The 23,882-nt window shown below is 57.7% G+C and carries 26 protein-coding genes; 20 read left to right on the top strand and 6 right to left on the bottom strand.

What is annotated here, in order from left to right; translation table 11 throughout:
• Positions 1 to 76: 76 nt before the first annotated feature.
• Complete coding sequence (locus AC0V6V_RS07110; protein WP_486164734.1) at positions 77 to 787, top strand: hypothetical protein; 711 nt, start codon at positions 77 to 79, stop codon at positions 785 to 787.
• Between the two features lie 6 nt (positions 788 to 793).
• On the opposite strand, the gene AC0V6V_RS07105 is transcribed toward AC0V6V_RS07110, so the two are convergent.
• Positions 794 to 1,876, bottom strand: coding sequence for a polysaccharide lyase family 7 protein (locus tag AC0V6V_RS07105; RefSeq protein WP_486164733.1), 1,083 nt, complete (start codon positions 1,874 to 1,876; stop codon positions 794 to 796).
• A 260-nt stretch (positions 1,877 to 2,136) separates the two neighbouring features.
• Between AC0V6V_RS07105 and AC0V6V_RS07100 the strand changes: the two genes are divergently transcribed.
• Both AC0V6V_RS07100 and AC0V6V_RS07095 read left to right on the top strand, forming a co-directional pair.
• A complete protein-coding gene (locus AC0V6V_RS07100) occupies positions 2,137 to 2,592 on the top strand; it encodes a DNA-directed RNA polymerase subunit beta' (protein WP_486164732.1) in 456 nt (151 codons plus the stop codon).
• A 53-nt stretch (positions 2,593 to 2,645) separates the two neighbouring features.
• Positions 2,646 to 4,004, top strand: coding sequence for a glutamate--tRNA ligase (locus tag AC0V6V_RS07095; RefSeq protein WP_486164731.1), 1,359 nt, complete (start codon positions 2,646 to 2,648; stop codon positions 4,002 to 4,004).
• A gap of 3 nt (positions 4,005 to 4,007) precedes the next feature.
• Here the strand turns inward: AC0V6V_RS07095 and pyk are convergent, their stop codons facing one another.
• A complete protein-coding gene (gene pyk / locus AC0V6V_RS07090; protein ID WP_486164730.1) occupies positions 4,008 to 5,480 on the bottom strand; it encodes a pyruvate kinase in 1,473 nt (490 codons plus the stop codon).
• A gap of 48 nt (positions 5,481 to 5,528) precedes the next feature.
• Here pyk and AC0V6V_RS07085 point away from each other — a divergent pair, with 48 nt between their 5' ends.
• The 3 genes from AC0V6V_RS07085 (at position 5,529) to AC0V6V_RS07075 (ending at position 6,611) form a co-directional block, all read left to right on the top strand.
• Positions 5,529 to 5,864 carry a DUF1244 domain-containing protein gene (locus AC0V6V_RS07085; RefSeq protein WP_486164729.1) on the top strand — a complete coding sequence of 112 codons (336 nt, stop codon included), beginning with the start codon at positions 5,529 to 5,531 and terminating at the stop codon, positions 5,862 to 5,864.
• Between the two features lie 80 nt (positions 5,865 to 5,944).
• On the top strand, positions 5,945 to 6,181 hold the full coding sequence (locus tag AC0V6V_RS07080) for a DUF2312 domain-containing protein (protein ID WP_095011409.1): 237 nt from the start codon (positions 5,945 to 5,947) through the stop codon (positions 6,179 to 6,181).
• A gap of 82 nt (positions 6,182 to 6,263) precedes the next feature.
• A complete protein-coding gene (locus AC0V6V_RS07075; RefSeq protein WP_486164728.1) occupies positions 6,264 to 6,611 on the top strand; it encodes a heavy metal-binding domain-containing protein in 348 nt (115 codons plus the stop codon).
• Between the two features lie 6 nt (positions 6,612 to 6,617).
• On the opposite strand, the gene AC0V6V_RS07070 is transcribed toward AC0V6V_RS07075, so the two are convergent.
• Positions 6,618 to 7,355, bottom strand: coding sequence for a CPBP family glutamic-type intramembrane protease (locus AC0V6V_RS07070; protein ID WP_486164727.1), 738 nt, complete (start codon positions 7,353 to 7,355; stop codon positions 6,618 to 6,620).
• Between the two features lie 50 nt (positions 7,356 to 7,405).
• Between AC0V6V_RS07070 and AC0V6V_RS07065 the strand changes: the two genes are divergently transcribed.
• From AC0V6V_RS07065 to AC0V6V_RS07050, 4 genes are all read left to right on the top strand, one after another.
• Positions 7,406 to 8,152: a YebC/PmpR family DNA-binding transcriptional regulator gene (locus AC0V6V_RS07065; protein ID WP_486164726.1), complete on the top strand. Its 747-nt coding sequence runs from the start codon at positions 7,406 to 7,408 to the stop codon at positions 8,150 to 8,152.
• Positions 8,153 to 8,358: 206 nt separating this feature from the next.
• Positions 8,359 to 8,844 carry a crossover junction endodeoxyribonuclease RuvC gene (gene ruvC, locus AC0V6V_RS07060; protein ID WP_486166264.1) on the top strand — a complete coding sequence of 162 codons (486 nt, stop codon included), beginning with the start codon at positions 8,359 to 8,361 and terminating at the stop codon, positions 8,842 to 8,844.
• A 121-nt stretch (positions 8,845 to 8,965) separates the two neighbouring features.
• Positions 8,966 to 9,313: an arsenate reductase gene (locus AC0V6V_RS07055; protein WP_486164725.1), complete on the top strand. Its 348-nt coding sequence runs from the start codon at positions 8,966 to 8,968 to the stop codon at positions 9,311 to 9,313.
• Positions 9,292 to 10,377, top strand: a complete 1,086-nt coding sequence (locus AC0V6V_RS07050) for a glycerophosphodiester phosphodiesterase (RefSeq protein ID WP_486164724.1) — start codon at positions 9,292 to 9,294, stop codon at positions 10,375 to 10,377. Before AC0V6V_RS07055 ends, AC0V6V_RS07050 begins: the two co-directional genes overlap by 22 nt.
• On the opposite strand, the gene ubiG is transcribed toward AC0V6V_RS07050, so the two are convergent.
• Positions 10,374 to 11,111 carry a bifunctional 2-polyprenyl-6-hydroxyphenol methylase/3-demethylubiquinol 3-O-methyltransferase UbiG gene (ubiG, locus tag AC0V6V_RS07045; protein ID WP_486164723.1) on the bottom strand — a complete coding sequence of 246 codons (738 nt, stop codon included), beginning with the start codon at positions 11,109 to 11,111 and terminating at the stop codon, positions 10,374 to 10,376. The two genes, AC0V6V_RS07050 and ubiG, sit on opposite strands and share 4 nt — an antisense overlap.
• A gap of 91 nt (positions 11,112 to 11,202) precedes the next feature.
• Between ubiG and AC0V6V_RS07040 the strand changes: the two genes are divergently transcribed.
• The 7 genes from AC0V6V_RS07040 to AC0V6V_RS07010 all read left to right on the top strand — a co-directional run bounded on the left by AC0V6V_RS07040 (position 11,203) and on the right by AC0V6V_RS07010 (position 18,104).
• A complete protein-coding gene (locus AC0V6V_RS07040) occupies positions 11,203 to 12,468 on the top strand; it encodes an aspartate kinase (protein ID WP_486166059.1) in 1,266 nt (421 codons plus the stop codon).
• A 119-nt stretch (positions 12,469 to 12,587) separates the two neighbouring features.
• Positions 12,588 to 13,277: a helix-turn-helix domain-containing protein gene (locus AC0V6V_RS07035; protein ID WP_486164722.1), complete on the top strand. Its 690-nt coding sequence runs from the start codon at positions 12,588 to 12,590 to the stop codon at positions 13,275 to 13,277.
• A 335-nt stretch (positions 13,278 to 13,612) separates the two neighbouring features.
• Entirely contained in the window at positions 13,613 to 14,581 is a 969-nt protein-coding gene (locus AC0V6V_RS07030) for a GGDEF domain-containing protein (RefSeq protein ID WP_486164721.1), read from the top strand.
• A 9-nt stretch (positions 14,582 to 14,590) separates the two neighbouring features.
• Positions 14,591 to 15,772: a formate-dependent phosphoribosylglycinamide formyltransferase gene (purT, locus tag AC0V6V_RS07025; protein WP_486164720.1), complete on the top strand. Its 1,182-nt coding sequence runs from the start codon at positions 14,591 to 14,593 to the stop codon at positions 15,770 to 15,772.
• Between the two features lie 20 nt (positions 15,773 to 15,792).
• Positions 15,793 to 16,803 carry an NAD(P)H-dependent flavin oxidoreductase gene (locus tag AC0V6V_RS07020; RefSeq protein ID WP_486164719.1) on the top strand — a complete coding sequence of 337 codons (1,011 nt, stop codon included), beginning with the start codon at positions 15,793 to 15,795 and terminating at the stop codon, positions 16,801 to 16,803.
• 1 nt (position 16,804) lies between these two features.
• Positions 16,805 to 17,683 (top strand): formyltetrahydrofolate deformylase, encoded by an 879-nt coding sequence (gene purU / locus AC0V6V_RS07015; protein WP_486164718.1) that lies wholly within the window; start codon positions 16,805 to 16,807, stop codon positions 17,681 to 17,683.
• A gap of 16 nt (positions 17,684 to 17,699) precedes the next feature.
• Positions 17,700 to 18,104: a VOC family protein gene (locus tag AC0V6V_RS07010; protein ID WP_486164717.1), complete on the top strand. Its 405-nt coding sequence runs from the start codon at positions 17,700 to 17,702 to the stop codon at positions 18,102 to 18,104.
• Positions 18,105 to 18,125: 21 nt separating this feature from the next.
• Here AC0V6V_RS07010 and AC0V6V_RS07005 read toward each other — a convergent pair whose 3' ends face one another.
• Entirely contained in the window at positions 18,126 to 20,261 is a 2,136-nt protein-coding gene (locus AC0V6V_RS07005) for a PQQ-dependent dehydrogenase, methanol/ethanol family (RefSeq protein ID WP_486164716.1), read from the bottom strand.
• A 112-nt stretch (positions 20,262 to 20,373) separates the two neighbouring features.
• Between AC0V6V_RS07005 and AC0V6V_RS07000 the strand changes: the two genes are divergently transcribed.
• The 3 genes from AC0V6V_RS07000 to AC0V6V_RS06990 are packed head-to-tail and all read left to right on the top strand — an operon-like array spanning position 20,374 to position 22,781.
• Positions 20,374 to 21,246: a dienelactone hydrolase family protein gene (locus AC0V6V_RS07000; RefSeq protein ID WP_486164715.1), complete on the top strand. Its 873-nt coding sequence runs from the start codon at positions 20,374 to 20,376 to the stop codon at positions 21,244 to 21,246.
• A 54-nt stretch (positions 21,247 to 21,300) separates the two neighbouring features.
• A complete protein-coding gene (locus AC0V6V_RS06995) occupies positions 21,301 to 22,290 on the top strand; it encodes an SPFH domain-containing protein (RefSeq protein WP_486164714.1) in 990 nt (329 codons plus the stop codon).
• Positions 22,290 to 22,781 carry an NfeD family protein gene (locus AC0V6V_RS06990; protein ID WP_486164713.1) on the top strand — a complete coding sequence of 164 codons (492 nt, stop codon included), beginning with the start codon at positions 22,290 to 22,292 and terminating at the stop codon, positions 22,779 to 22,781. Before AC0V6V_RS06995 ends, AC0V6V_RS06990 begins: the two co-directional genes overlap by 1 nt.
• Here the strand turns inward: AC0V6V_RS06990 and AC0V6V_RS06985 are convergent, their stop codons facing one another.
• Entirely contained in the window at positions 22,782 to 23,735 is a 954-nt protein-coding gene (locus AC0V6V_RS06985) for a complex I NDUFA9 subunit family protein (RefSeq protein ID WP_486164712.1), read from the bottom strand.
• Between the last annotated feature and the right edge of the window lie 147 nt (positions 23,736 to 23,882).

Below are 23,882 nucleotides of genomic sequence, written 5' to 3'. Positions count from 1 at the left end.
GCGGGGCTTTTGATTCGTTCAGGCTAGAGTCGGTCTGCTAGTCCCATGTTTCGCTTGTCGAAAATGGGAGGGACTGATGAAAAGATTGATTTTGACCGCTGCTGTATTGAGTACTGCGGTTCCAATGCCTGTGCTTGCGCAGGATACAGTGGTGGTAACAGGCTCGCGGCAAGATCGCTCTTCCGCCAACGCTTACTTCCGAAATGACGGGCCATCCGCGATCGGGGTTACGCGCCGCGCAGACTATTTCGTGACGCCGCTATTTGTCAGCTCAGACTCGCGCAATCCCGATGTTCGGGTCGAAGAATTGTTCACGATGCTCTCCGCGACCTTGGACCGCGCACAGCAGCAAGGGATTACCTTGGTCGCCGGGCGCTATACGCTTGAACCGGTCACGGCGGCCAATATGCGCGCTTTGCCCGTCACTGGCGGCAACCGCCCCGATACAAGCCGGGTTCAGATCTATGCGCGTATCCCGCTCAAAGGGGCCGATGCCAATGTGCGGGACACTGCGAAGCGGATCGCGGCATTTGTGAAAGCCGTTCCGGCCACTGGCCGTTCGTTCATTGATGTCGGCACCACCGGGCTTGCGATCGACAATCCAGAGCAATATCGCAGCGATGTCGTCCGCCATATCGCCAAAGAGGCGACCAGCTATGCCAGCATGTTTGGCACTGGATATGGTGTCGAGATCAACGGACTGGATGGCGATCTCTATTGGCAGCAGTCGAGTGAGACCGAAATCTTCCTCTACATTGAGCACGATTTCGCCATCCGGCCGAAGTAGCGCGGGCTACTCCGCTTTAGGTTTGTCCTTTTTAGACTTCGCTGGAGGGGGCGTGCTGTCGCTCAAGACGATGCGCGAGAACGTCGCTTGTGCGTAGTCACCGTTGGCCTTGTCTGTTTCCCAGTCCCCGGTTCCCGCGCAGCCAGCATACCAATTGCCGCCGCCCGTTTTGGTGCTGCATTGATTGTAGACACCGGCCTTAAAATACAAAGTGTCGCCGCCATAGGATAGAGGATTGTCTTTCTCGTCGGCGCCTCGGACCAAGCTGAGTGCGTGGGTCACGCTGCCGTGCCGCTCATTTTCGAACGTCACATACATCGCGTTGCGATGAACATTGATAGTGTAGCTGAATTCCTCACCCAGCTTGATGCCTGCCTCGCCAGGGTCCTTATCGCTTGACCAATGCTCGCCCCAGACAGGGATGGAAATGTCATTGCGATCGGGGTCATCCTTCGCGAGATTGCGTTCATAATTCCAGAAAACAGATCCGTATTCGTGGCCCGGAAACTTCTTGAAATAGATTTTGATGGGCTCGTTGCCATAGCCAAACCCGCTGCTCGTATCGTCATATTTCACGGCATGGATTTGTCCAACGACAGCGGAATATGCCGCTTTGGTGGTGGGGTCACCGGCATTTACAGCAACATGATCAACCTTCAGGGTCGCCTCTAGCTTCCCACCGACACTGCCAAATTTGTCCGATCCCTTGCGGGCTTCAACCGCGAAATTGTTTTCTGGCCCGTGCGTCTTGTAGCGGGTGTTCGTGCCGCGGATCATCTGCCGTAATTCGCTGCGTGTGTTGCTGGTGTTGGCCGTGGTGATGGCCTTGTTGGGCGCGGCGAAAACCAAGCCGCCATTGTCGTCCAAGTAGAAGAAGTCTGGATGCGAGAGCTCTTTTATCTCAGCGACGTCAACTTCATCAGGCTTTTCGTCTCCGTTATCATCAGTCGGGAGAGTGATCTTCCACTGGCTCATGTCAAAAATGCTGGCCGGTGGTGCAACCTCTTTCTCGGCAAGCGCAGGACTTCCAAGCGCAATGCTGATTGCGCTTACTGAGGCGATCTTTGTGAGGGTAATCAGACGTTTCATTCTTGGCACTCATCCCGTTTTGTTATCAATTCCTATCATAGGGGCATGCACCTTAACCGCAAATTTCCGAGAACTTTACAAGAGGGCCGAACTTTAACGCCCGGTGTTACGGAGCTCAGAATTGTGCAGGATCAAAATTTTGTGCTTGCGAGGCGCGCATGCACGATTCAGCTTCCTTGGTATATAGCTATTGCGAGGCACTCGCATTAAAGGTAGTGCATGGTTATAGCGAGTCGCTATGCAGCATTGCCGAGGTCTCTATGAAAACACCGCGTTCCAACATGCCATCCGCCGGTTCTAAAGCGGGGGTAACCGATTGGATCGCGGCACTTGCGGAACCTGCGAGAATGGAGAGGCTCGGCCCAATTGCGGCGCGCTTTATCTATTCGCTGCGCCTGATCGCTCTGCACGAGCGCGCGAGGCAAGATCCCGTGCCGGAGCTTGCCGTTCGACTTGGTAGTGTGAGTGCGGCGGGCCAATCACTGTCTCTTGCTCAGGCGATCTCACGGACATGGCCTGAGAATATTCACGTCTCACGTTTCTGTTGCCGCATGCTGAGCCATGATGAGGCCTGCATTGGCTCGATAATTGATCATGCCGCTGCGCGCTCACGCGTAGAATTCGGCCGGGAGCTCAGCGGGCTGGTCCGGCCAGAGCGAATTGCCGAGCTGTGGGACAGGACGCAGGCACTGATCCTGGCGGAATCACACGGGTAGACTGGCTGCAACAATGCTTGCCCGAAGGGCGCGCGCTGGCTACCGCTTGCCGCATGACCATTACACGTTTTGCGCCTGCTCCGACGGGCCGCCTCCATGTTGGCAATATCCGCACCGCGCTCCACAATTGGATGCTCGCGCGCAAGGCGGGCGGCAAATTTCTGCTGCGCATCGATGATACCGATGCGGCACGATCCAAAGAGGAATATGTCGATGCGATCCACGAGGACCTCGCATGGCTAGGCATGGCGCCAGACATGGTGGAACGTCAGTCCTTGCGGCTCGAACGGTACGATGCGGCGTTTGACGTTCTGAAAGCTGCCGGGCGGATCTATCCGGCCTATGAGACAAGCCAGGAGCTGGAGCTTAAGCGTAAGGTCTTGCTCGGACGCGGACTACCACCGATCTACGATCGCGGCGCGTTGACCATGACGGACGAGGAACGCGCAGCGAAAGAGGCTGAAGGCATTCAGCCGCATTGGCGCTTTAAGCTCGATCATGACGAACCAATTGAGTGGGAAGACGGTGTTCGCGGCACGGCGAAATTCGATGCGGCTCAGCTGTCGGATCCGGTTATCCGGCGCGCTGATGGGTCGTGGCTATACATGCTGCCCAGCACAGTTGATGATGTCGAAATGGGCGTGACTCAAGTGCTTCGCGGTGAGGATCATGTTTCCAACACTGCCGTTCAAATTCAGATGTTTACCGCACTTTATGCTGCACAATTTTCTGCAGCATCAGGCGCGCCTAATGCACTGCCGAAATTCGCGCATGAGGCCTTGCTGGTGGGGCGCGAGGGCAAGCTCTCCAAACGGCTGGGCTCGCTTGGCTGCGATGCGTTTAGGGAGCGCGGGATTGAGCCAGAGGCGCTGATCGCTTTGCTAGCCCGGCTTGGCACGTCGCTCTCGGTCGAACCGATTGCGAACATGCAAGATTTGCTCGAGACTTTTGATCTCTCGACCTTCGGCCGCGCGCCGGCGAAGTTTGACGACGCGGATCTGGAGCGGGTGAACACGGCTATCGTCCACCAAATGGAATTCGCCGAGGTCAAAGATCGCTTGCCAGAAGGCATGGGTGAAGACGCATGGCACGCCGTGCGTCCCAATCTGGAGACTGTCGGCGGGGCACATGCTTACTGGCGGATCGTCACCGGCCCGATTGAGCTGCCTGAATTCTCCGAAGAAGACCGCGCCTATTTGGCCGATGCGGCGAGTACGCTGGAATGGGGCGATGATCCCTGGGCTGCGCTCACGTCCACCCTGAAGGAAAAGACCGGCCGCAAGGGCAAGGCCCTGTTCCTGCCTCTGCGGCAGGCGCTTACCGGGATGAACCACGGACCAGACATGGGCGAATTGCTTCCCGTGCTCGGCGAAGAGGTCGCGCGCCGCCGATTGGAGCGGGCGTCTAACTAGGCTTCACTGGCCCTCGTGTCGCTCAAGCTCATTGCCGGATAGCGTCACGACATGCAGCAAATTGGTCGCGCCTGGGGTGCCAAACGGCACACCGGCGAGTGCGATCAGTTTGTTGCCAGCTTCACCAAAACCGTGGCGCAAGGCCATGCGCTTGCCCTTGGCAATCATCTCTTCAAAGCTGCCGATGTCCTTCGTTGCGACTGCATGCGCGCCCCAGAGCAAGCACACGCGGCGAGCGGTCCGGTTTGATGGGGTGAGCACCAAAACTGGCGTGTCAGGCCGCTCTCGCGAAACGCGGCGCGCGGTTGAGCCGGAGGCTGTGAACACTGTAATCGCGCTGATCGGAACGGTATCGGCGATCGTCATGCAAGCATGGGCCAGCGCATCAGATGTTGTTGCGTCCGGCGGCGTCTCGAGGAAACGCACGCGTTCCTTATAGCCTTCGTCGCGCTCCACTTGCCCTGCGATCTTATCCATCATCGCAACAGATTCCTCAGGCCATTCGCCCGCAGCGCTTTCAGCCGAGAGCATCACTACGTCCGCGCCATCATAAACCGCATTGGCGACATCAGAGACCTCCGCGCGGGTCGGCATCGGGCTTTCGATCATGCTTTCCAGCATTTGCGTGGCGACAATCACGGGCTTGCCTGCGCGCCGCGTTGCATTGACGATCTTCTTTTGCAGCGGCGGAACCTCGAACGGCTCCAGCTCCACGCCCAGATCACCGCGCGCCACCATGATGCCATCGGACAGCTCAATGATCTCTTCCAGGCGATGCACCGCCATCGGTTTTTCAATTTTTGCGCACAGAGCAGTGTCATTGCCGATTAGCCTGCGCGCCTCGGCAAGGTCTTCCGGCCGCTGAACAAAGGACAATGCGATCCAGTCCGCCTCTTGCTGAACCGCAAAGGCGAGATCGCGGCGGTCTTTATCGGTGAGCGCGGGGATTGGCACTTCTGCGTCCGGCACATTGACGCCTTTACGGTCAGAGATGACCCCGCCCACTTCAGCAGAGCAGAGGATTTCATCGTCACCTGCCTTGATCACCTTCAGCTTGATCTTGCCATCATTGATCAGCAGGCGCTGGCCCTTCTTCAAAATGCCAAACAGCTCTGGATGGGGCAGGCAGACGCGGGTTTCATCCCCCGGCTCTGGATTGCGGTCGAGCGTGAAGTGACCCGAATGGCGGATCACCGCACTGCCATCTTTGAACGTGCCGACCCGCAGTTTCGGGCCCTGCAAATCGGCCAGGATCGCGACGGGGCGGCCAAATTCCTGCTCCATTTCCCGGATCGCGGCAATCGAGGCGGCATGGTCGGCGTGTTCGCCGTGGCTCATATTCACCCGGAACGCATCGGCGCCTGCGCGAAACAATTTGCGCAGCATTGCTGGCGAGCGACTGGCAGGGCCGATTGTCGCCAAAATTTTGACCTTACGGCCGCGGGGGTTCATCGGATTGAGATCGCTCTTTATCATAGGCTCAGCTATGACACAGGTAAGTGTCAACTCAAGGACTAGCTTCACATGGATACGAATGCGCCTCAACAAGATGGCCCCAATGCAGGCTCGCTGGAGCAATTGGATGACGCGGTGGCGGCCGCTGCTTTCCGCCGATTGGTGCGGCATCTACAGCACCGTCATGACGCGCAGAATATTGAGCTGATGGGGCTATCCGGTTTTTGCCGAAATTGTCTGGCGGATTGGATCCGCGATGCTGGCTTTGAAGGCGACAAGGCGGCGGCGCGTGAGTTGATCCATGGCATGCCAATGGATGAGTGGAAAGCGGCGCGCCAATCTCCGGCAACAGAAGAGCAATTGGCGGCCATGCAAGCCAGCGTTGCCAAAAATCGCGTGGATTAGCGACGAGCCCGGTTCACGGCTGATCCCCCTTTGGCTATCGCAGCGCTCAACTGATTCTCAAATTTTGGAGCACACAGAATATGGCTGACGCCACAGATGACCGCCTGCGTCTTTTGATTGAGCGCATTGAGCGCCTTGAAGAAGAGAAAAAGGGCATCGCCGATGATATTCGCGATGTTTACGCCGAAGCCAAAGCGGTCGGCTATGACCCTAAGATCATGCGCCAAGTGGTGCGTCTGCGTAAGATGAAGCCAGACGACCGCAATGAAATGGAAATGGTCCTCGACACCTATAAGGCTGCGCTCGGCCTCGGCTGATTGCGCGCTTGATTGGCGGCGTTCAGCTTGAAAACTCCCGTTTGTGTATTATCTCTATAATACAGCATTCATTGGAGGAAACATGGCCGAACAGTACAAAGACGCACGCGGAATTATCGTCAGCACAACACCGACGATCGAGGGACGTCCGATCCAAGAATACCACGGTATTGTTGTCGGCGAGGTCATTGTCGGGGCAAACCTGTTCCGTGACCTGTTCGCCAATATTCGCGATATCGTCGGCGGTCGGTCAGGCTCGTACGAACGCATCCTTTCCGATGCTCGCAATGAAGCGATTGCTGAGTTGCAGGCAGAATGTGCGTCGCGCGGAGGCAATGCCGTCGTCGGGGTTGATCTCGATTACGAAGTCGTGGGCGACAAAGGATCAATGCTGATGGTCAGTGCCAGCGGCACGGCTGTGAAAATCTGAACCTGCTTACAGCTGATAGGCTGTCAGTAAATAGAGGGCATTGAACGCCGCGTGATGCAGCATCGCTGCGCGTAGGCCGAAGCGCACGCGCGTGTAGGCCAATAGTAGACCGCCGATGGTTTGGGGCAGGACAACCACTAGATCGATTGCTCCGGTAATTGCCTGATAATTGGCGAGATGCACCAAGCCAAAGGCGAGCGAGCTACCCCAAACCAGCCAAGTGAAATTCTGCGTAAACCAAGCCGGGATGCGCGTGTCGGTGAAACGGGTCTGGCTCCATTGCCAAAGGCCAAATGCTAGCGCTGCAAAGCCCGTTAGGACGAGCAGGCTGCTCGTCCCTTCGCCAACATAGCCGGCTGCAATGAAAAGCACCGCTGATGCAGCTCCAAACACGGCAAAGCGCAATGACGCCAACCTGCCCGTCAGCCACCCGCGGAACAGCGCCTCTTCGGCAAGCGGAGCGAATAGAAGATAGCCAATGAGGTCTTCTTCGAATGTCGTCTCAAAATCAATTGCATCGGGAAGCGCTGAAACGCTCGCGTTGATCCAGTCCAGCAATTGCTGAACACCGAAATCAATCAGCAGATCGATCAGGAACACAAAGCCGACTGCGGCCAGCAAATGCCGGCCCCATGGATAGGGAACCCGAAACGGGGATGGCTGGCGAATGAACCTCCAAAGGTCGTCAGCACGCTGGCGAAGGGTAATATCCGCTACAGCTGGTCTTGCCTCAATATCAGGCATCGGAGTAAGGCCACCCTTCATACAATTACAGCGGTAGTGATTCAGAGACCATGGCAGGCCATTCCAAATTTAAGAACATCATGCACCGTAAAGGTGCGCAGGACAAAAAGCGTTCTAATCTGTTTTCCAAGCTTTCCCGCGAAATTACCGTGGCAGCGAAAATGGGCACCCCCGATCCGGATATGAACCCGCGTCTGCGGCTGGCGGTCAACACCGCCAAGGGCCAATCGATGCCAAAGGACAATATCCAGCGCGCAATCGACAAGGCAAGCGCGGGTGATGACGAGAACTACGAAGAAGTCCGGTACGAAGGCTATGGCCCCGGCGGCAGCGCGATCATCGTGGAAACGCTGACCGACAACCGCAACCGCACGGCAACAGCGGTGCGGACCGCCTTCAGCAAGAATGGCGGCAATCTGGGCACAGAAGGCTCAGTTGCGCACGGTTTTGAACGGCTTGGCTACATCGAATATTCTGCGGAGGCAGGTGGAGAGGACAAGGTTCTGGAGGCCGCGATGGAAGCGGGCGCAGAGGACATTGCCTCTAGCGATGATGGCCATGAGATTTGGACCGCAGCCGATGATCTTCACGAGGTCGCATCCGCGCTTGAGAAAGCTCTTGGCGAGGCCAAGGAAGTCAAGCTCGCATGGAAACCGAACCTCACGGTTGAACTCGATGAAAAAGGCGCGGGCACTTTGCTGAAGCTGATCGACACGCTCGATGATGATGACGATGTGCAGACCGTTTGGGGCAATTACGAAATCTCTGACGAGGTGATGGCGAAGCTTGACGCGTGACGCGGCTGGAATGGCTGCTGGCGCTATCGCTAGGGGCTGCTTTTCTGCTCGCGATCGCTTGGCGGCTTGGCTGGATGGTAGGATTGTGAACCCTTTGTCTCTCGACCGTTCGTGCTGAGCCTGTCGAAGCACTGCACTTCTGTCCGAGCGGCCAATTGAGACAGTACAACCCTTCGACAAGCTCAGGGTGAGCGGAATATTTTGAATTGACCATTATCCTCGGCCTTGACCCTTCGCTCAGCTGCACTGGCTGGGGGGTGCTGCGTAGTGAAGGCAGCCGGATCAGCCACGTCGCCAATGGTCAGGTTAAGACGGATCCCAAAGCGCCAATGGCGGCGCGCTTGTCACATCTGATCACCGCGCTGGATGCGGTGATTGCGGAACACGATCCGGACCGGGCGGCGGCGGAAGAGATTTTCGTCAACAAAAACCCGCAATCAACTTTGAAACTAGCGCAGGCGCGCGGCGCTGTGCTGGCCGCATGCGGGGCGCGGGGTCTTGAGGTGCGCGAGCATGCGGCGCGCTCGGTCAAAAAGGCTGTTGTCGGGACGGGCGCGGCGGACAAAGAGCAGGTTCAGGCTATGCTCAAGGTTTTGCTCCCAAATGCGGTTCTGGCCGGTGCGGATGCGGCCGATGCGCTGGCGGTGGCGATTGCCGATGCGCATCTGTCCTACACGCCAACTGGGCGATAAGAGTGCGAACCATGATGCGACATTGGGCCAGCAATTGTGTTTGTGATGATGCGGAATGCGGACCAAATAGACGTGTTCCAAAACGTGAAATGTGTTCCAAGAATATGGGTAAGGATTGGGCATGAAACTGCAGATTTACGGGATTCCGAACTGCGATACGGTCAAGAAAGCGCGCAAATGGCTCGATGCCAAAGGTCACACTTTCGACTTCCACGATTACAAGAAGGTCGGCGCCGATCCGGCCAAGCTGGAGGCGTGGATCGCGGACAAGGGCGTCGATGTGGTGCTCAACCGGCGTGGTACGACATTCCGCAAACTGTCCGATGCTGAAAAGGCTGATATCACGCCTGCAAAGGCTGTCACATTGCTGCAAGAGCATCCGTCCATGATCAAGCGACCTGTCGCCGAGTATGAGGGCGGCTTGCTGGTTGGGTTTAAGGAGGAAGAATGGTCCGCGGCTCTGTCTTAGGTCTGCTCGCATGCGCGCTCACGGTGATCTCACCCGTCTTGATGCCTGCCTCTGCGGCGGCGCAGTCTGGGACAACGCGCGTGGCTGATCGGCCACTCATCATCGCCCATCGCGGCGCCAGCGGCGACCGTCCGGAACACACGCTTGCCGCCTATGAGCTGGCGATCGAGCTGGGCGCCGACTACATCGAACCCGATCTGGTCGCGACCAAGGACCTGGTGCTAATCGCGCGGCATGAAAACGAACTGTCCGGCACGACGGATGTGGCGAGCCGCGAAGAGTTTGAGGACCGCCGCCGCGACAAGATGATCGATGGTCAATTGGTCGCTGGCTGGTTTGCAGAGGACTTCACCCTCGCTGAAATCCGCACCCTGCGCGCGCGCGAACGCGTGCCGAGCGCGCGGCCAGGCAATACGGCGTACAACGGGCTCTATCAGGTGCCGACGTTTGAAGAAGTGGTGCAACTGGTGCGGGCCAAAGAGGCGGAGACCGGGCGCAGCATCGGCCTCTATCCTGAGCTCAAGCACCCGACCTTCATGCTGCAAGAGGCAGGCATTGACATGGTTGACCTGCTGGTGCGCGATCTGCGCGCCCTGGGCATGGACAAATCGGACAGCCGCATCTTTGTACAGATCTTCGAGGTCGGTCCGCTTCAACGCCTCAATCAGCGCGTGGATGTGCCGCTGGTGCTGCTGATCCATCCAGAAGGCGGCCCCTATGACGAGCCGGAGCTGCGCTGGGCGGACATGATCACACCATCGGGTCTGGCAGAGATCGCTGAATATGCCGACGGGATTGGGCCGGGGTTGAGCTACATCGTCAATGAGGATGGCTCGTTTAGCGACCTAGTCGCCAATGCTCATGCGGCGGGCCTTACGGTGCATCCCTGGACCCTGCGCAAGGAGAATGGCTTCCTGCCTGCCGCTTTGAAAGGGGCCGGCGGACCGGCGGGTGATGGCCGTTACCAATGGCTATGGGGCCGCGCGATCGAGAGCGGGGCAGACGGGTTCTTCACTGATAATGTTGGTGAGTTCGTGGAAGTGCTTGAACAGCAGAAACGCTAGATCCGGCGCGCTGAGAGAATGTAGTTGAGCGCCTCATCATCGGACAGATGCAGGCCTTTGCCTGGTCGGTAGGCGATGCCTTGCTGATCGATCAGCTCCAGCCCGACGTCTGACAGCAAATCTGCGATCTCCTCAGGTGTGACGAAGTCGGACCAATTGTGCGTGCCCTTCGGCACATAACCAATAGCTTCGGCGGCGCCCACGAGCAGCAAGCGGCTCGCAGCTGTGCGGTTAGGCGTAGACATGACCAGTAACCCGCCCGGCGCGATCCGCTCGGCAACATTAGCGAGAAAAGCGGGCTTGTCCGCGACGTGCTCAACAACCTCCAGGCAAGTCACGAGGTCGAACTGGCCAATATCAAGCCCCGCCAGCTCACCCGCCATATAGCGGATGTCGAGCCCGACAGCCTCGGCATGAGCGGCGGCGGCTGACACGTTCTCAGCGGCGGCATCAACGCCCGTTACTGCTGCGCCTAATCGGGACATGGGTTCGCAAACAAGGCCAGCGCCGCAGCCGATGTCGAGCGCGGTCTTGCCTGCAAGAGGCTTGGCGCTGCTGGCTGAGCCGCTCCAATGCGCATCGATGGCGCCGCGAATGAACTCAAGCCTTATCGGGTTCACCTGGTGCAAAGAGGCCATCGGCCCCTTTGGGTTCCACCAGTCGCGCGCCAAAGAGGCGAAGTGTTCGGCCTCCTCCGGGCGGATAGTTACATTTGTGACATTTGCCTTTGTCATTCACCGCCCTTAACAGCGCGCAGCACAGTGAACCAGCAGGAGCGAAAATAAATTGGCCAAGAATGGGCCCAAGAGCGGGAAACGGATCGTGATGAAGTTCGGCGGCACATCAATGGCCGGAACCGAGCGCATTCGCCGCGTCGCCAATCTCGTGCGCGCGCAGGCGGCTGCTGGCAATCAGGTCGCGGTGGTCGTGTCGGCCATGGCCGGAGAGACTGACCGGCTGATCAATTTCTGCCGCGAGGCCAATGCACTGTATGATCCGGCTGAATTTGACGTGGTTGTCTCCAGCGGAGAACAAGTGACCAGCGGGCTGCTCGCGCTCACGCTCCAATCATTGGGCATTAAGGCGCGCAGTTGGCTCGGCTGGCAATTGCCAGTGCGTACGATTGAGGCGCATTCAAAGGCGCGGATCGAAACGATTGACGCGCCCGGCCTGATCGAAGCGCTGGAAGATGGCGAGATCGCTGTCATTCCGGGCTTTCAAGGCGTTTCTGAGGAAGGCCGCATCACCACAATGGGGCGCGGCGGCTCAGATACGTCTGCGGTGGGGATCGCTGCTGCGATTAAGGCCAATCGCTGTGACATCTACACCGATGTTGACGGCGTCTACACCACCGACCCGCGCATTGTGGCCAAGGCGCGCAAGCTTAAGGCGGTCACGTACGAAGAAATGCTCGAGCTCGCTTCGGTGGGCGCCAAAGTGCTGCAAACCAGGTCAGTCGGGTTGGCGATGAAATCTGGGGTGCGCATTCAAGTGCTCTCCAGCTTTGGCGATGACGATGCAGCGAGCGCAGATGAATTGCCGGGAACGCTGATCGTCTCGGATACGGAAATGGATCAATTGGTGGAGAACGGCGATATGGAACGCCAGCTGGTAACCGGTATTGCGCATGATAAGAATGAGGCGAAAATCATCCTCACCCGTGTGCCTGATAAGCCCGGCGCTGTGGCCCATATTTTTGAACCGCTGGCCGATGCCAGCATTAATGTCGACATGATCATTCAGAACGTTGGCCGTGATAAGGGCGAGACCGACGTTACCTTCACCGTGCCTCAAGCGGATCTGGCCCGCGCTCAGGCGATGCTGGAGGACCGGCTTGAGGATATTGGGTTCAACCGGATCATTACGGACAGTCACATCGCGAAGATCAGCGTTGTTGGCGTTGGCATGAAAAGCCACGCCGGTGTGGCCAGCACCATGTTCCGCGCTCTGTCAGATCGCGGGATTAACATTCAGGCGATCTCAACTTCAGAAATTAAGGTTAGCGTGCTGATCGATGAGGATGAAACAGAGCTTGCTGTGCGCGTTTTGCACACCGCCTATGGGCTTGATGCAGTGGAAGAAGCTGTCTGATTACGCGCTTTTGCGGCGTCCAACTGGTTAAGGTCTCGCTTCGTCCGGTTAGGCGTTAGCTGCTAACTACTTCTTAACTCCGCTCGGCAAGATTTGCGGCTCGCAAAGGAGTCGCGATTATGGTGTTGAGAGCGCATCTGGGCCCAATTGAGCCTGCCCACAGTTCTGATGGACAACGCGATGAGCCAAGGCGCGAGCTGCGCCTGGAGACTAGCGGCGTGCTGCCTGGCGGTGTGACCGCGAATGTTACCGTTCACAATATCTCGGCAACGGGTTTGCTGGTCGAAACAGGCTTGGCTGTCGTACGCGGAGAGACGCTGGCTGTGGAGCTGCCGCAGATTGGCGAAGTGGTCGCTGAGATCGTCTGGGTCAGCGGTTCTTTGTTTGGGTGCGCCTTCGCGAAAGCCCTTAGTCCAGCGGCCTTGGCTGCAGCTGAATTGCGCTCTGACGCGCCGCTGCCAGAGGCCATCGGGACGACCGCAGCAATTCCTGCGATGACGCCAATCAACAATGAGACTCTCGGCCTCAAATTATCGCGTTTGCGCAAAGAGCGCAGCCTCACCCTTGCTCAAGTTGCTGAATACCTTGGGGTTAGCAAGCCAACCGTGTGGGCATGGGAAAAAGGCAAGGCGCGTCCTCTGCCTGATCGGCTTGATGCGATCGCTCAAGTTTTGGGAGTTTCAACCGATGATTTGTCGGGCGCGGCCACCCCAGATGACAGCACCGCGATCATCAATGAGAGCCGTTTACGTATTGCTACCAGCCTCGGAACGACGCCGGACAAGGTGCGTATCATGATCGAGCTTTGAGAATATTGTTTTACAAACACAAGACACAAATTGCGGTAGAAGAAGCTCAACATTGATTCGCACACGGCATGATGAGTGACGGATCGTTTGAAAATCTTGCGGGAGCATATGAATAGCTATGAATATGATTCTCAATAAATTTTCAGATTGTGGTAAGTATATCTGAGGTTGATTCGTTTTTTAGGTAAGTTAATTTACTAGACTAACAAAACTTCAGAAAAGTAATGCAGGTCTTGGCTTTTTAGTAGCGATTACTGGCATTCGTTAGTTTATTTGTTGATTTTAACTAGAGAACGGTTTGACCCGGGGGGTGTCAGGCCGGGGGCAATACGGCAATGGAAATTGGTTTAAGCGCGACAGAGGGTGCCGAACTGCACGGTCTACTGGCCGAAGCTGCCGGTGACATCGTCGTCAAATTGGATGCGAATGGTTTCATCCAGCACGCGTCACCGAACATTAAGGCAATGGGGCTTGAGCTAAGTCAGCTCTTGTTCTTGCCGCATATCGCGGATTTGGCTTGCGCTAATTACGTGGATGGCCTGCGCTTTTTTGTCGCGGCATCCATGGGCGGTGATGCTCCAGAGGGACCATTCGAATTCCCAATTGCGATACCCGGCGAAACTGGCCTGGTCGACCAAGGCAAATGGCATTCGCTGAGCCTGCGTCCTGTCCTAAATGATGACGGCACGGCTTGCGGCGCTATCGGCTTGCTGCGTTCGGTCGAACATCGCCGCATGCTCGAAGGCGAGCTCTATGCCAGCGCGACCACTGACCATTTGACGGGCCTGTGCAACAGCAAAGTCTTTGCCGCGAAATTGCGGCGCGCCAAGAAGAGTGATGAGGGTGGGGCGCTCGCTCTGTTCGAACTCGACCGGTTCCGGGCGATATTCATGCAATATGGGCAGAGCGCGGCAGAAGAAGTGCTATGGGCCTTCGCACAATTCCTCGAAGCAATGTCGCAGCCGGATTATAATCTTGCGCACTTGGATGGTGGCCGCTTTGCAGTGTGTCTGCCAGGCTTGTCGTCCGAAGACGCTCGTGTCTGGTGCGAAGATGTGCTCGAAACCTTCGCAGCGCTTGCAATCGGCGCGACGCCGGGTGAACCGCGCCTCAAGGCCAGCGTTGGCCTGACCACACTCAGCTCCAGCGTTGACGAAGCGTTTAAGCAGGCTGAACTTGCGCTGGTGATGGCTCGAGCCAGCGGCGGTATGCGTGTCGGCGTGAGCGGGGATACCCGCGGACCAATCGTCTTTCGTGAACGGCCATTGGTCGGCGAGCTTGGAGTCAGCTTCGCAGCCCGCTAAGGGCTAGCAATGGCGTTTACAGCAACAGTACTTCTGCTTGGCTCGGGCGAATTGGGCCGCGAGTTTGTCATCTCAGCAAAAAGATTGGGCGCGCGCGTAATTGCGTGTGATGCCTATGACAACGCGCCAGCTATGCAGGTCGCGGACGAGCGCGAGGTGTTCTCCATGCTGGATGGAGAAGCACTGAGAGAAGTGGCGGTCCGGCACAATCCCGACTTTATCGTTCCAGAAATCGAAGCGATCCGAACCGAAGTCTTGGCCGAATTGGAGGCTGATGGCTTTAAAATCGTGCCCTCGGCGCGAGCCGCGCTGCTGACTATGAACCGCGATGCGATCCGGGATTTGGCCGCTGACCAGCTTGGCCTCACAACCTCGCGCTATCGCTACGCTGAAAGCCTGGCCGAAGTGCGCGAAGGCGCCGCCCATGCGGGCTTCCCTTGTGTAATTAAGCCAGTGATGTCTTCCTCCGGTAAGGGGCAGAGCAAAGTCGATGATCCGGCTGGGCTGGAGGCGGCTTGGAACTATGCAGTGGACAATATGCGCGGCGACAGGCGGCGCGTGATAGTCGAGCAATTCATCGACTTCGACTATGAAATCACTTTGTTGACTGTGCGCCATGCTGGCGGGATCAGCTTTTGCCCACCCATTGGCCACCGTCAGGAACGCGGAGACTATCAGGAAAGCTGGCAGCCTGCCGCGATGAGCGCTTCCGCTCTCGCTAAAGCACAAGAGATGGCCTCAAGGGTCGTGACCGAACTAGGCGGCAAGGGACGCGGCCTCGGCCTGTTTGGGGTCGAGTTTTTTGTGCGCAGTGAGGAAGTCATCTTTTCAGAGCTGAGCCCGCGTCCGCATGACACCGGCATGGTGACGCTTATCTCGCAGGATTTAAACGAATTTGACCTTCATGCTCGGGCAGTTCTGGGTTTGCCCGTTCCGCAAGATATACCCGCGCGTCCCTCCGCCTCCGCGGTGGTTTTGGCTGACCGAGACAGTTCGGACTTCCGCTTTGAGGGCGTTGCTGATGCTCTCGCTCTCAGCGAAGAGCACGTCGATGTCCGCATCTTTGGAAAGCCGGTCACTCGGCCTTATCGCCGGATGGCGGTTGCACTCGCCAAAGCGGATGACACCGATGCGGCTCGAAAGCTAGCCAATGACGCCGCAAGCAAGGTGCGCATTGCCTATCGCGATTGAGGCCTCTAATCGCCTCAAACATGAGTGATTATTCAAAGAGCGCCGCCCTGATGCAGCGCGGAACCGATTTTCTTGGCTGCGAAACAGCGATCCTTTGCGGCGCAATGAGCTGGGTGTCTGAGCGCAACCTCGTCTCGGCAATTTCGAACGCTGGTGGATTTGGCGTGATCGCGTGCGGCGCGATGACGCCTGATCTGCTCGATACTGAGATCGCAGCGAGCAAGGCGATGACCAGCAAGCCTTTCGGCGTGAACCTGATCACCATGCATCCGCAATTGTTCGATTTGATCGCAGTGTGCGGCAAGCATGGTGTCACGCACGTCGTATTGGCTGGCGGCATTCCCCCAAAGGGCAGCGTTGAGGCAATCAAAGAGTTCGGCGCGAAGGTCATTGTATTCGCCCCCACACTGGCTCTAGCGAAGAAGCTCCTGCGTTCTGGCGGCGATGCGCTGGTGATCGAGGGCATGGAAGCGGGCGGCCATATCGGTCCTGTTTCAACCAGCGTCTTGGCACAAGAATTCCTGCCTGAGCTGGCCGATGATCACCTGGTTTTTGTCGCTGGCGGTATTGGGCGGGGCGAAGCGATTGCGAGCTATCTTGAGATGGGCGCTTGCGGTGTTCAGCTGGGCACACGTTTTGCCTGCGCGACCGAGAGCATTGCGCATCCCGATTTCAAAAAAGCCTTCTTCCGGGCCAAAGCGCGCGATGCCGATGCCAGCGTTCAGGTCGATCCGCGCTTGCCCGTGATCCCAGTGCGAGCGCTTAAAAACAAGGGCACGGAAGAGTTCACCGCCAAGCAGATCGAGGTTGCCGGTATGCTCGACCGGGACGAGGTCGACATGGGCGAGGCGCAATTGCAGATCGAACATTATTGGGCAGGCGCATTGCGCCGGGCCGTGATCGACGGGGATGTGGAGAATGGCAGCCTGATGGCCGGTCAAAGTGTGGGCATGGTGAAGGCAGAAGAACCCGCTGCGGATATCATCGCGTCCTTAATGCGCGAATGCGAGGCCGCGTTGGGGGGCAGATAGAATGGCTGCTGCGGGTGATCAGTCTGGTGGTAACGCTTTGATCCTTACGCTTGATTGCGCTGACCAACCCGGCATCACCGCGCGGGTCACGGCGTTTCTGTTCGAGCGCGGCTGCAATATCCTCGAAGCGCAGCAGTTCAACGACCGCACTAGTGATCGTTTTTTCATGCGTGTCGCCTTCGATCCGGCTGATGGTTCAAGTGAAGAGCTGCGCGAAGAATTCAGCGCGTTTGCCAGCGAGTATGGCATGCGTTGGAAGCTTGCCTTGCGCGATCGACCGCGCCGCGTGCTTATCATGGTCAGCAAGTTTGATCATTGCCTCGCCGATCTGCTCTATCGCTGGCGCACGGGCGAGCTGAACATCGAGCCGGTTGCGATTGTCTCCAACCACCCACGCGAAGCGGTGTCGCACAGTGAAATCGGCGATGTGCCGTTTTTCCATCTGCCGATCACCAAAGAGACGAAGTCTGAGCAAGAAGCGCAGATGCGCCAGATTGCTGAAGACGTGGATGCCGAATTGGTGGTCTTGGCGCGCTACATGCAAATCTTCTCAGACGAACAGTCGCTGCATTTTGCCGGGCGCTGCATCAATATCCACCACAGTTTCCTGCCTGGTTTCAAGGGCGCGCGGCCCTATCACCAGGCGCACGCGCGCGGCGTAAAGATGATTGGAGCCACTGCGCATTTCGTCACGCCAGACCTCGATGAGGGACCGATCATCCACCAAGATGTTGAGCCGATTAGTCATGCCGATCAGCCCGATGATCTGGTGCGCAAAGGCCGCGATATTGAGCGCCGCGTTCTGGCCGAGGCTGTGCGCTTGTTTGTTGAAGAGCGCGTGCTGCTAAACGACAGTCGGACAGTTGTTTTCAGAGGCTAAGCTCAAAGGGAATTGCATGATGATTGTAGAGCGCCTTGATCACATAAATATCATCACTGACAAGCTGTCTGAGACGGCGCAATTCTATGCCAATCTTCTCGACCTAGAGGAGCGCGACGGACCGCCGCATATGAAGCCGGATCAAGTGCGCTGGATGTATGATCGCAATGATATTGCCATCCTGCACCTCAATTCCGTTGAGTTCCCGCGCGTCTATGACCGCGCGGTTGCCCCAGGGCAGGAAACCGGTTCGATCCATCATGTCGCGCTAAGGTGCAGCGACTTTGACGAGGTGAAGGCTCGCCTCGATACAAACGGCGCCGACTATCAGATCAACGATGTCCCCTCGATTGGGTTGCGGCAGATATTCACCGCCGACCCAAACAACGTCCTGCTAGAGCTGAATTTCTTCGGCAATTGAGCGGGACGAGTTTGGAAGGGGCTATTGTAGACCTCCTGCCTTATCCTCGTTGGCGCGGTGGATCACATAAGCGCGGACGGCTTCGATCTCTTCGGGTGAAAGCGATTCGGCAAAGCTCACCATGCCGTTATCTTTTAGTATCCCGTCACCAACGACCGCCATCCAGCTTTGCTTGTTGCCGAGCGTTCCCGACCGCCTGAGATCAGGCAGCACAGTAGAGCCGACGGCTGCGGGCGCGTGGCACACAGCGCAATAGCGAGCGTATTTCTCCGCACCCAGAGCGATAGTCTGTTCGTCCGCACGGCTTGCGGGAGGATCAAGCGGGAGTGCGGCCAGTTCAGGTTCTGGAGGCAATTCCGCTTTACCTCCAAGTTTGAAGACCAATAGCCGGCTGATGTTTCGCACAGGCGCAAGATCATTCAGCAGCCCGCCATCAACTGTGATCGCATAGGCGCCGCCCCAACCAGCCAGCACAGCCACATATTGCTCGCCATCGACGGTATAGGTGATGGGCGGTGCGACCACGCCAGTCTGCGCGCCAAAGCTCCAGACTTTGTCGCCCGTTGCTGCGCTGTAGGCGTTGAACTCGCTGCCAGCTGTGCCTTGGAAAACGAGGTCGCCGCCCGTTGCAAGCAAGCCGCCATTCCAGGGGCCGGGATGATCGACGGTCCATTTCGCTTCTTGGCTAACCGGATCCCATGCGACCAGCTTACCCTTCAGCGTGCCAACAACTTCACGGCGAATGCCCAGATCGGGCGGCAAGTCGCCAGCGGCAAGGTTAAATCCGACATTGAAACCGCGCGCACGGTCCGGTTTCCAATTTGCCTCAGGCGCATAGACCATCGCGGCCTCAAACGCGGGAATGTAAACTAGGTTTTCACTAGGGTGATAAGCCATCGGATGCCAGTTGTGCCCGCCAAGTGCGCCCGGCGTAACAATCGCTGGCTGGCCGGTTTTATCGACACGGGTTTCGGGGTTTTCAATCGGACGGCCATCTTCGCCAATTCCGCTTGCCCAGTTTACTGCAACATAGGGCTCGGCCGAGACAAACTCCCCAGTTGCCCTGTCGATCACGTAGAAAAACCCGTTCTTGGGCGCTTGCATCAGAACCTGACGCTCGCTGCCATCGATCTCCATATCGGCCAGGATGATGTGCTGGGTGGCGGTGTAATCCCAGGTCTCACCCGGCGTGGTCTGATAGTGCCAGACATATTCACCAGTGCTTGGCCGGATCGCTACAATTGAGGACAGGTAGAGGTTGTCGCCTTCGCCCGTCCCGTCTTCGCCGGGGGAGCGATAGGCCCGGTTCCAGGGTGAGCCATTGCCCACGCCAATATAGAGCAGGTCTAGATCTGGGTCATACGCCATCGAATCCCAGACGGTGCCGCCGCCGCCGATCGCGTCTTCACCGACCAAAGCATCGCCGCTCCAGGTTTCAGCCGCCGCTTTCAAGTACTCAGGCGATGCCTCGTCCTCATTACCTTCCGGGACGGTGTAGAAGCGCCATAGCTCCTTGCCATCCGCGACATCATAGGCCGCGACATATCCGCGCACGCCAAATTCGGCGCCGCCATTGCCGATGATAACCTTGCCATCGATGATCCGCGGCGCGCCTGTAACTGTGTACGACTGCGACTGGTCAACGGTCACCGTCTCCCACTCCACTTCGCCGCTGTCGCGGTTGAGCGCGATCAGACGTCCATCCAATGTGCCTAGGAACAGTTTGTCTCCCCAAGCGGCAAGGCCCCGGTTCACGACATCACAGCAGGCTTTAACCGCGGTCTCGCCGGGTACCTCGGGATCATAGTCCCACAAAGGCTCACCAGAAGCGGCATCAAAGGCGCGGACTTTGCTCCAAGCGGTGGTGAGGTAAAGCTTGCCGTCCATGACCAGCGGGGTGGCTTCCTGACCGCGCGCGGTGTCCATATCGGCGAACCATTCGAGCCCCAGATCGCCGACAGTCTCTGCATTGATTTGCTCAAGCGGGGAGAAGCGCTGCTCTGAATAGGTGCGGCCATGGGTGATCCAATCCGCATCATTATCGCCGGCATTGACCAACGAGGCGTGCGTGATCCCGCCTTCTGCCTCGCCCTCTTCGAGCATCCCGCAACTCGCCAAAGCGATCAATGCCGCCAGCGCAAACCCTGTTCTTATCATTGTCCTGCCTCTCCCTCAGAGCGGTATGTTGCAGCGCAAATTGGCGCTTGTCCATGGATTGCTCTAGCGCCTATCAATCAGGATGTTCCGGATCGGAAAAGGATGAGTGACAATGTGTGATGAAGCCAAACTAAAAGACTGGGCGTTGAGCCGCCGCGAACTCGGAGTGTTGGCAGGCGCAGCTGCCATCACGGCCTGCGCGCCGGAATCTGTCACAGCAAATAGCGATGATGCAGATGAGGCGGCGCTTACGCAGACGCAGGTCACCTTCCCAACAGCTGATGGCGTGATGGACGGCGTCTTCATCCACCCGAGCGAGGGTAAACACCCTGCAGTCATCTTCTGGCCCGACATCGCCTCCATTCGCCCGGCTAAGGTCGATATGGCGCGCCGTCTGGCAAGTGAGGGCTTCGCTGTACTGATCATGAATCCCTATTACCGGGATGTTGCAGGTCAGCAGTTTGAGGATTTTGCTGGCTGGATAGAGGCGGGCGCTTTGGAAGCGGTTGCCCCTTACCGCGAAAAGCTCGACGCTGATTCCATCGGGCGTGATGCAGGCGCAGCTGTCGTGTGGCTCGATGCGCAAGGCGCGGTCGACACATCGCGCGGTATCGGAACAGAAGGATATTGTATGGGCGGACCTTTCACCGTTTGGAGCGCTGCGGCTGCACCTGAGCGGATCAAGGCGGCGGCCAGCTTCCATGGGGGCGGTCTTGTACGCGATGACTATGACAAGAGCCCGCACAAGGTCCTAGGTGCAAGCACAGCGAGCTATCTCATTGCTGTTGCGCAAGACGATGATGCTGCTGAGCCAACGCATAAAGATGAATTTGCCGCCGCCGCCGCCGAAGCGGGCCGACCTGCAACGGTCGATGTCTATGCAGGTGATCATGGTTGGACCGTTCCTGACAGCCCCGCCTACACCGAAACTGCTGCCGAGCGCGCCTATGCTGACAAGCTCGAGCTTTATCGCGCTGCCCTTTGATATCCTAGTGATGCAGGCTAGTCTGCGCCAAAGCTTGAAGTGGGGAGTTTAGGAATGGAATTCGTGCTCATTGCACTCGTGCTGGTGCTTGTTGTGTTTTTGGTGCTCGCTGTTCGAGTGGTCAAGCAAGGCTATGTCTACACCGTTGAGCGGCTAGGCAAGTTTCACCTGGCCGCTGAGCCAGGCTTGCACATCATCTATCCGTTTATCGATCGTGTCGGCCACAAAGTGAATATGATGGAGCAAGTGCTCGATATTCCGGGGCAGGAAATCATCACCGCAGATAACGCGATGGTTGGCGTGGACGCGGTTGTGTTCTTCCAAGTGTTGGACGCTGGCAAAGCGGCCTATGAGGTGTCCAATTTGTACGGGGCCATCATGGCACTGACTACTACGAACTTGCGTACTGTTATGGGCTCGATGGACTTGGATGGCACCTTGTCAAAGCGCGATGAGATCAACGCACGTCTGCTGAGTGTGGTGGACCATGCGACCTCACCGTGGGGCGTCAAAATCACGCGCGTGGAGATCAAGGATATTCGCCCGCCGCGCGATATTTCCGAGGCGATGGCCCGACAAATGAAAGCGGAGCGCCTTAAGCGCGCGGAAATTCTAGAGGCAGAAGGTGACCGTGCATCCAACATCCTGCGCGCTGAAGGCGACAAGCAATCCGCCATCCTGCAAGCGGAAGGCACGAAAGAAGCCGCATTCCGCGATGCTGAAGCGCGCGAACGCGCCGCCGAAGCTGAGGCAAAAGCGACCCAGATGGTGTCCGATGCTATCGCTTCTTCCGGCAGCCAGGCGATCAACTACTTTATCGCACAAGAATATACGAAAGCCGTCGGTAAGTTTGCCGATAGCCCCAACGCCAAGACGATCCTGTTCCCGGTTGAGGCAACGCAGCTCATCGGTTCACTTGGCGGGATCGGTGAATTGGTGCGCGAGGCCGTAACCCCAGCCGAAGGCGATGTTACCACCAGGGCGGGAGCGCCCTTGCCGCAATCGCGCGCTCGCGCCAGCGTGCCGCGCACAGGCGACCAATAATGGACGATTGGGGTTCTTTCGATCCGCATTGGATCTGGGTCGCTTTCGGCTTAGTCTTGGCTACGCTCGAAATGCTGGTGCCAGGCGTCTATCTCATCTGGCTGGCCGTCGCAGCGATCATCACAGGGTTTCTGACATTCGGCCTTGATCTCGTACTACCCAGCCAAATTGTGATCTTTGTATCGCTGTCTTTGATCGCTGTATTCAGCGCGCGGCGTTTTCTGCGGGATCAACCTATCGTGAGCGCTGATCCGATGCTCAACCATCGCGGCGCGCAATTGGTCGGTCAGAGCGCGGTCGTAACCCAAGCGTTTGAGGGCGGCTCTGGCCGGATCAAGCACGGCGACAGCGAATGGCTAGCCCGCGGCCCCGATTTAGATGTTGGGCAACGTGTCCGCATTACTGGCAGCGAAGGGGCGGTATTGCTGGTTGAGATCGCTCATGCGATCGAAAACGGGTCGCCATCTGGAGCCGATGGAGAGCCCGGCTGATTAGTTTGAGGCGCGCTCATTGCTGAGGCCAAATCGGCCAAACTTCCGGTAGCGAACCATCCATTTGTCCAGAAACAGCCCGAGTGGCTTGGGTTCAATGCCCAGCTCTTTGAAACCTGGATAATCGCCAGAAGTAACAGATCCTAGTTTCAGCAATGTCCATTGATCCCGGCTCATTGGTGTGCCGGGCAGGGCCGCAAACAGCGCTGAGACGCCATCCGGCATGGCGATGAAATTGCGCGTCCGTCCCTGAGCGGCGGCAATACGCTGATTAATTTCCATCATGCTGAGCTGTTCTGGGCCGCCAAGCTCAAAGATTTTGCCGCCATGCTTGGCCGGATTCTCGAGCGCGCGTAGGACCGCCTCGGCTACGTCATCGACAAACACCAATTGCAATTTCGCCTCTGGAGCAAAGACAGGGAGCGCCGGGAGGTTCGCAATCATTGAACCGAACATATTGAGGAAATTGTCGTCTTTCCCGAAGAGAATCGATGGGCGCAGGATGGTCGCTTTTGGAAAAGCGGCTGTAACACTCTCTTCGCCCTGGGCCTTGGCCCGCGCATATTCGGCGCTGGAATTGGCATCAGGTCCAATCGCGCTGACATGCACAAAGGCTTTCACGCCTGCCTGTGCGGCGAGCCTGGCCATTGTCCCAGGCGCTTCGCCCATGACCTTGGACTGGTCGCCATCAAACGTACCAACCAAATTGACCACATAGCTCGCCCCACCAATTGCAGCGGCCACGCTGGCCTCTTTGGTGATGTCGCACCGGGCGAATTGCAACTGGCCAAGATTGGCGAGCGGTTTGAGCGAAAACCCATTTTCAGGATTGCGGCTCGCAATGCGCAGGCGCGCGCCGCGCTCCAGCAGGCTTTGCGCCACGTAGTTGCCGATAAAGCCGCCGCCGCCAAAAACGGTGACGAGCTTGTCTTGAAAGAGGTCTGATTTGGCCATTTGCCTGTGCTTTCCCAGCCTTGAATAATCTCGCTTCCCCATGTCCTAAGCCGCGCACCACTGCAAGCGTCACGATCACTAAGGCGGCCTGGCATGCGTATTGGCGTTGACAGCAGGGCGCGCACATCGCTATTGGCCCGCCCTCAC

The sequence above is a fragment of the Erythrobacter sp. S249 genome, assembly GCF_057364975.1.
Note: the sequence above shows the minus strand (reverse complement) of the source record. Positions and strands in the feature narration are given on the sequence as shown.

Bases quoted from the DNA above. Each gene is read 5' to 3' on its own strand.
- ubiG (WP_486164723.1), bottom strand. From the start codon at position 11,111: ATGACAAAGGCAAATGTCACAAATGTAACTATCCGCCCGGAGGAGGCC.
- AC0V6V_RS07055 (WP_486164725.1), top strand. From the start codon at position 8,966: ATGAAACTGCAGATTTACGGGATTCCGAACTGCGATACGGTCAAGAAA.
- AC0V6V_RS07075 (WP_486164728.1), top strand. From the start codon at position 6,264: ATGGCCGAACAGTACAAAGACGCACGCGGAATTATCGTCAGCACAACA.
- AC0V6V_RS07040 (WP_486166059.1), top strand. From the start codon at position 11,203: ATGAAGTTCGGCGGCACATCAATGGCCGGAACCGAGCGCATTCGCCGC.
- AC0V6V_RS06995 (WP_486164714.1), top strand. From the start codon at position 21,301: ATGGAATTCGTGCTCATTGCACTCGTGCTGGTGCTTGTTGTGTTTTTG.
- purT (WP_486164720.1), top strand. From the start codon at position 14,591: ATGGCGTTTACAGCAACAGTACTTCTGCTTGGCTCGGGCGAATTGGGC.
- AC0V6V_RS07000 (WP_486164715.1), top strand. From the start codon at position 20,374: ATGTGTGATGAAGCCAAACTAAAAGACTGGGCGTTGAGCCGCCGCGAA.
- AC0V6V_RS07065 (WP_486164726.1), top strand. From the start codon at position 7,406: ATGGCAGGCCATTCCAAATTTAAGAACATCATGCACCGTAAAGGTGCG.
- AC0V6V_RS06990 (WP_486164713.1), top strand. From the start codon at position 22,290: ATGGACGATTGGGGTTCTTTCGATCCGCATTGGATCTGGGTCGCTTTC.
- pyk (WP_486164730.1), bottom strand. From the start codon at position 5,480: ATGATAAAGAGCGATCTCAATCCGATGAACCCCCGCGGCCGTAAGGTC.
- AC0V6V_RS07070 (WP_486164727.1), bottom strand. From the start codon at position 7,355: ATGCCTGATATTGAGGCAAGACCAGCTGTAGCGGATATTACCCTTCGC.
- AC0V6V_RS07080 (WP_095011409.1), top strand. From the start codon at position 5,945: ATGGCTGACGCCACAGATGACCGCCTGCGTCTTTTGATTGAGCGCATT.
- AC0V6V_RS07105 (WP_486164733.1), bottom strand. From the start codon at position 1,876: ATGAAACGTCTGATTACCCTCACAAAGATCGCCTCAGTAAGCGCAATC.
- AC0V6V_RS07085 (WP_486164729.1), top strand. From the start codon at position 5,529: ATGGATACGAATGCGCCTCAACAAGATGGCCCCAATGCAGGCTCGCTG.
- purU (WP_486164718.1), top strand. From the start codon at position 16,805: ATGGCTGCTGCGGGTGATCAGTCTGGTGGTAACGCTTTGATCCTTACG.
- AC0V6V_RS07005 (WP_486164716.1), bottom strand. From the start codon at position 20,261: ATGATAAGAACAGGGTTTGCGCTGGCGGCATTGATCGCTTTGGCGAGT.
- AC0V6V_RS07030 (WP_486164721.1), top strand. From the start codon at position 13,613: ATGGAAATTGGTTTAAGCGCGACAGAGGGTGCCGAACTGCACGGTCTA.
- AC0V6V_RS07100 (WP_486164732.1), top strand. From the start codon at position 2,137: ATGAAAACACCGCGTTCCAACATGCCATCCGCCGGTTCTAAAGCGGGG.
- AC0V6V_RS07095 (WP_486164731.1), top strand. From the start codon at position 2,646: ATGACCATTACACGTTTTGCGCCTGCTCCGACGGGCCGCCTCCATGTT.
- AC0V6V_RS07010 (WP_486164717.1), top strand. From the start codon at position 17,700: ATGATGATTGTAGAGCGCCTTGATCACATAAATATCATCACTGACAAG.
- AC0V6V_RS06985 (WP_486164712.1), bottom strand. From the start codon at position 23,735: ATGGCCAAATCAGACCTCTTTCAAGACAAGCTCGTCACCGTTTTTGGC.
- AC0V6V_RS07050 (WP_486164724.1), top strand. From the start codon at position 9,292: ATGGTCCGCGGCTCTGTCTTAGGTCTGCTCGCATGCGCGCTCACGGTG.
- AC0V6V_RS07020 (WP_486164719.1), top strand. From the start codon at position 15,793: ATGAGTGATTATTCAAAGAGCGCCGCCCTGATGCAGCGCGGAACCGAT.
- AC0V6V_RS07110 (WP_486164734.1), top strand. From the start codon at position 77: ATGAAAAGATTGATTTTGACCGCTGCTGTATTGAGTACTGCGGTTCCA.
- AC0V6V_RS07035 (WP_486164722.1), top strand. From the start codon at position 12,588: ATGGTGTTGAGAGCGCATCTGGGCCCAATTGAGCCTGCCCACAGTTCT.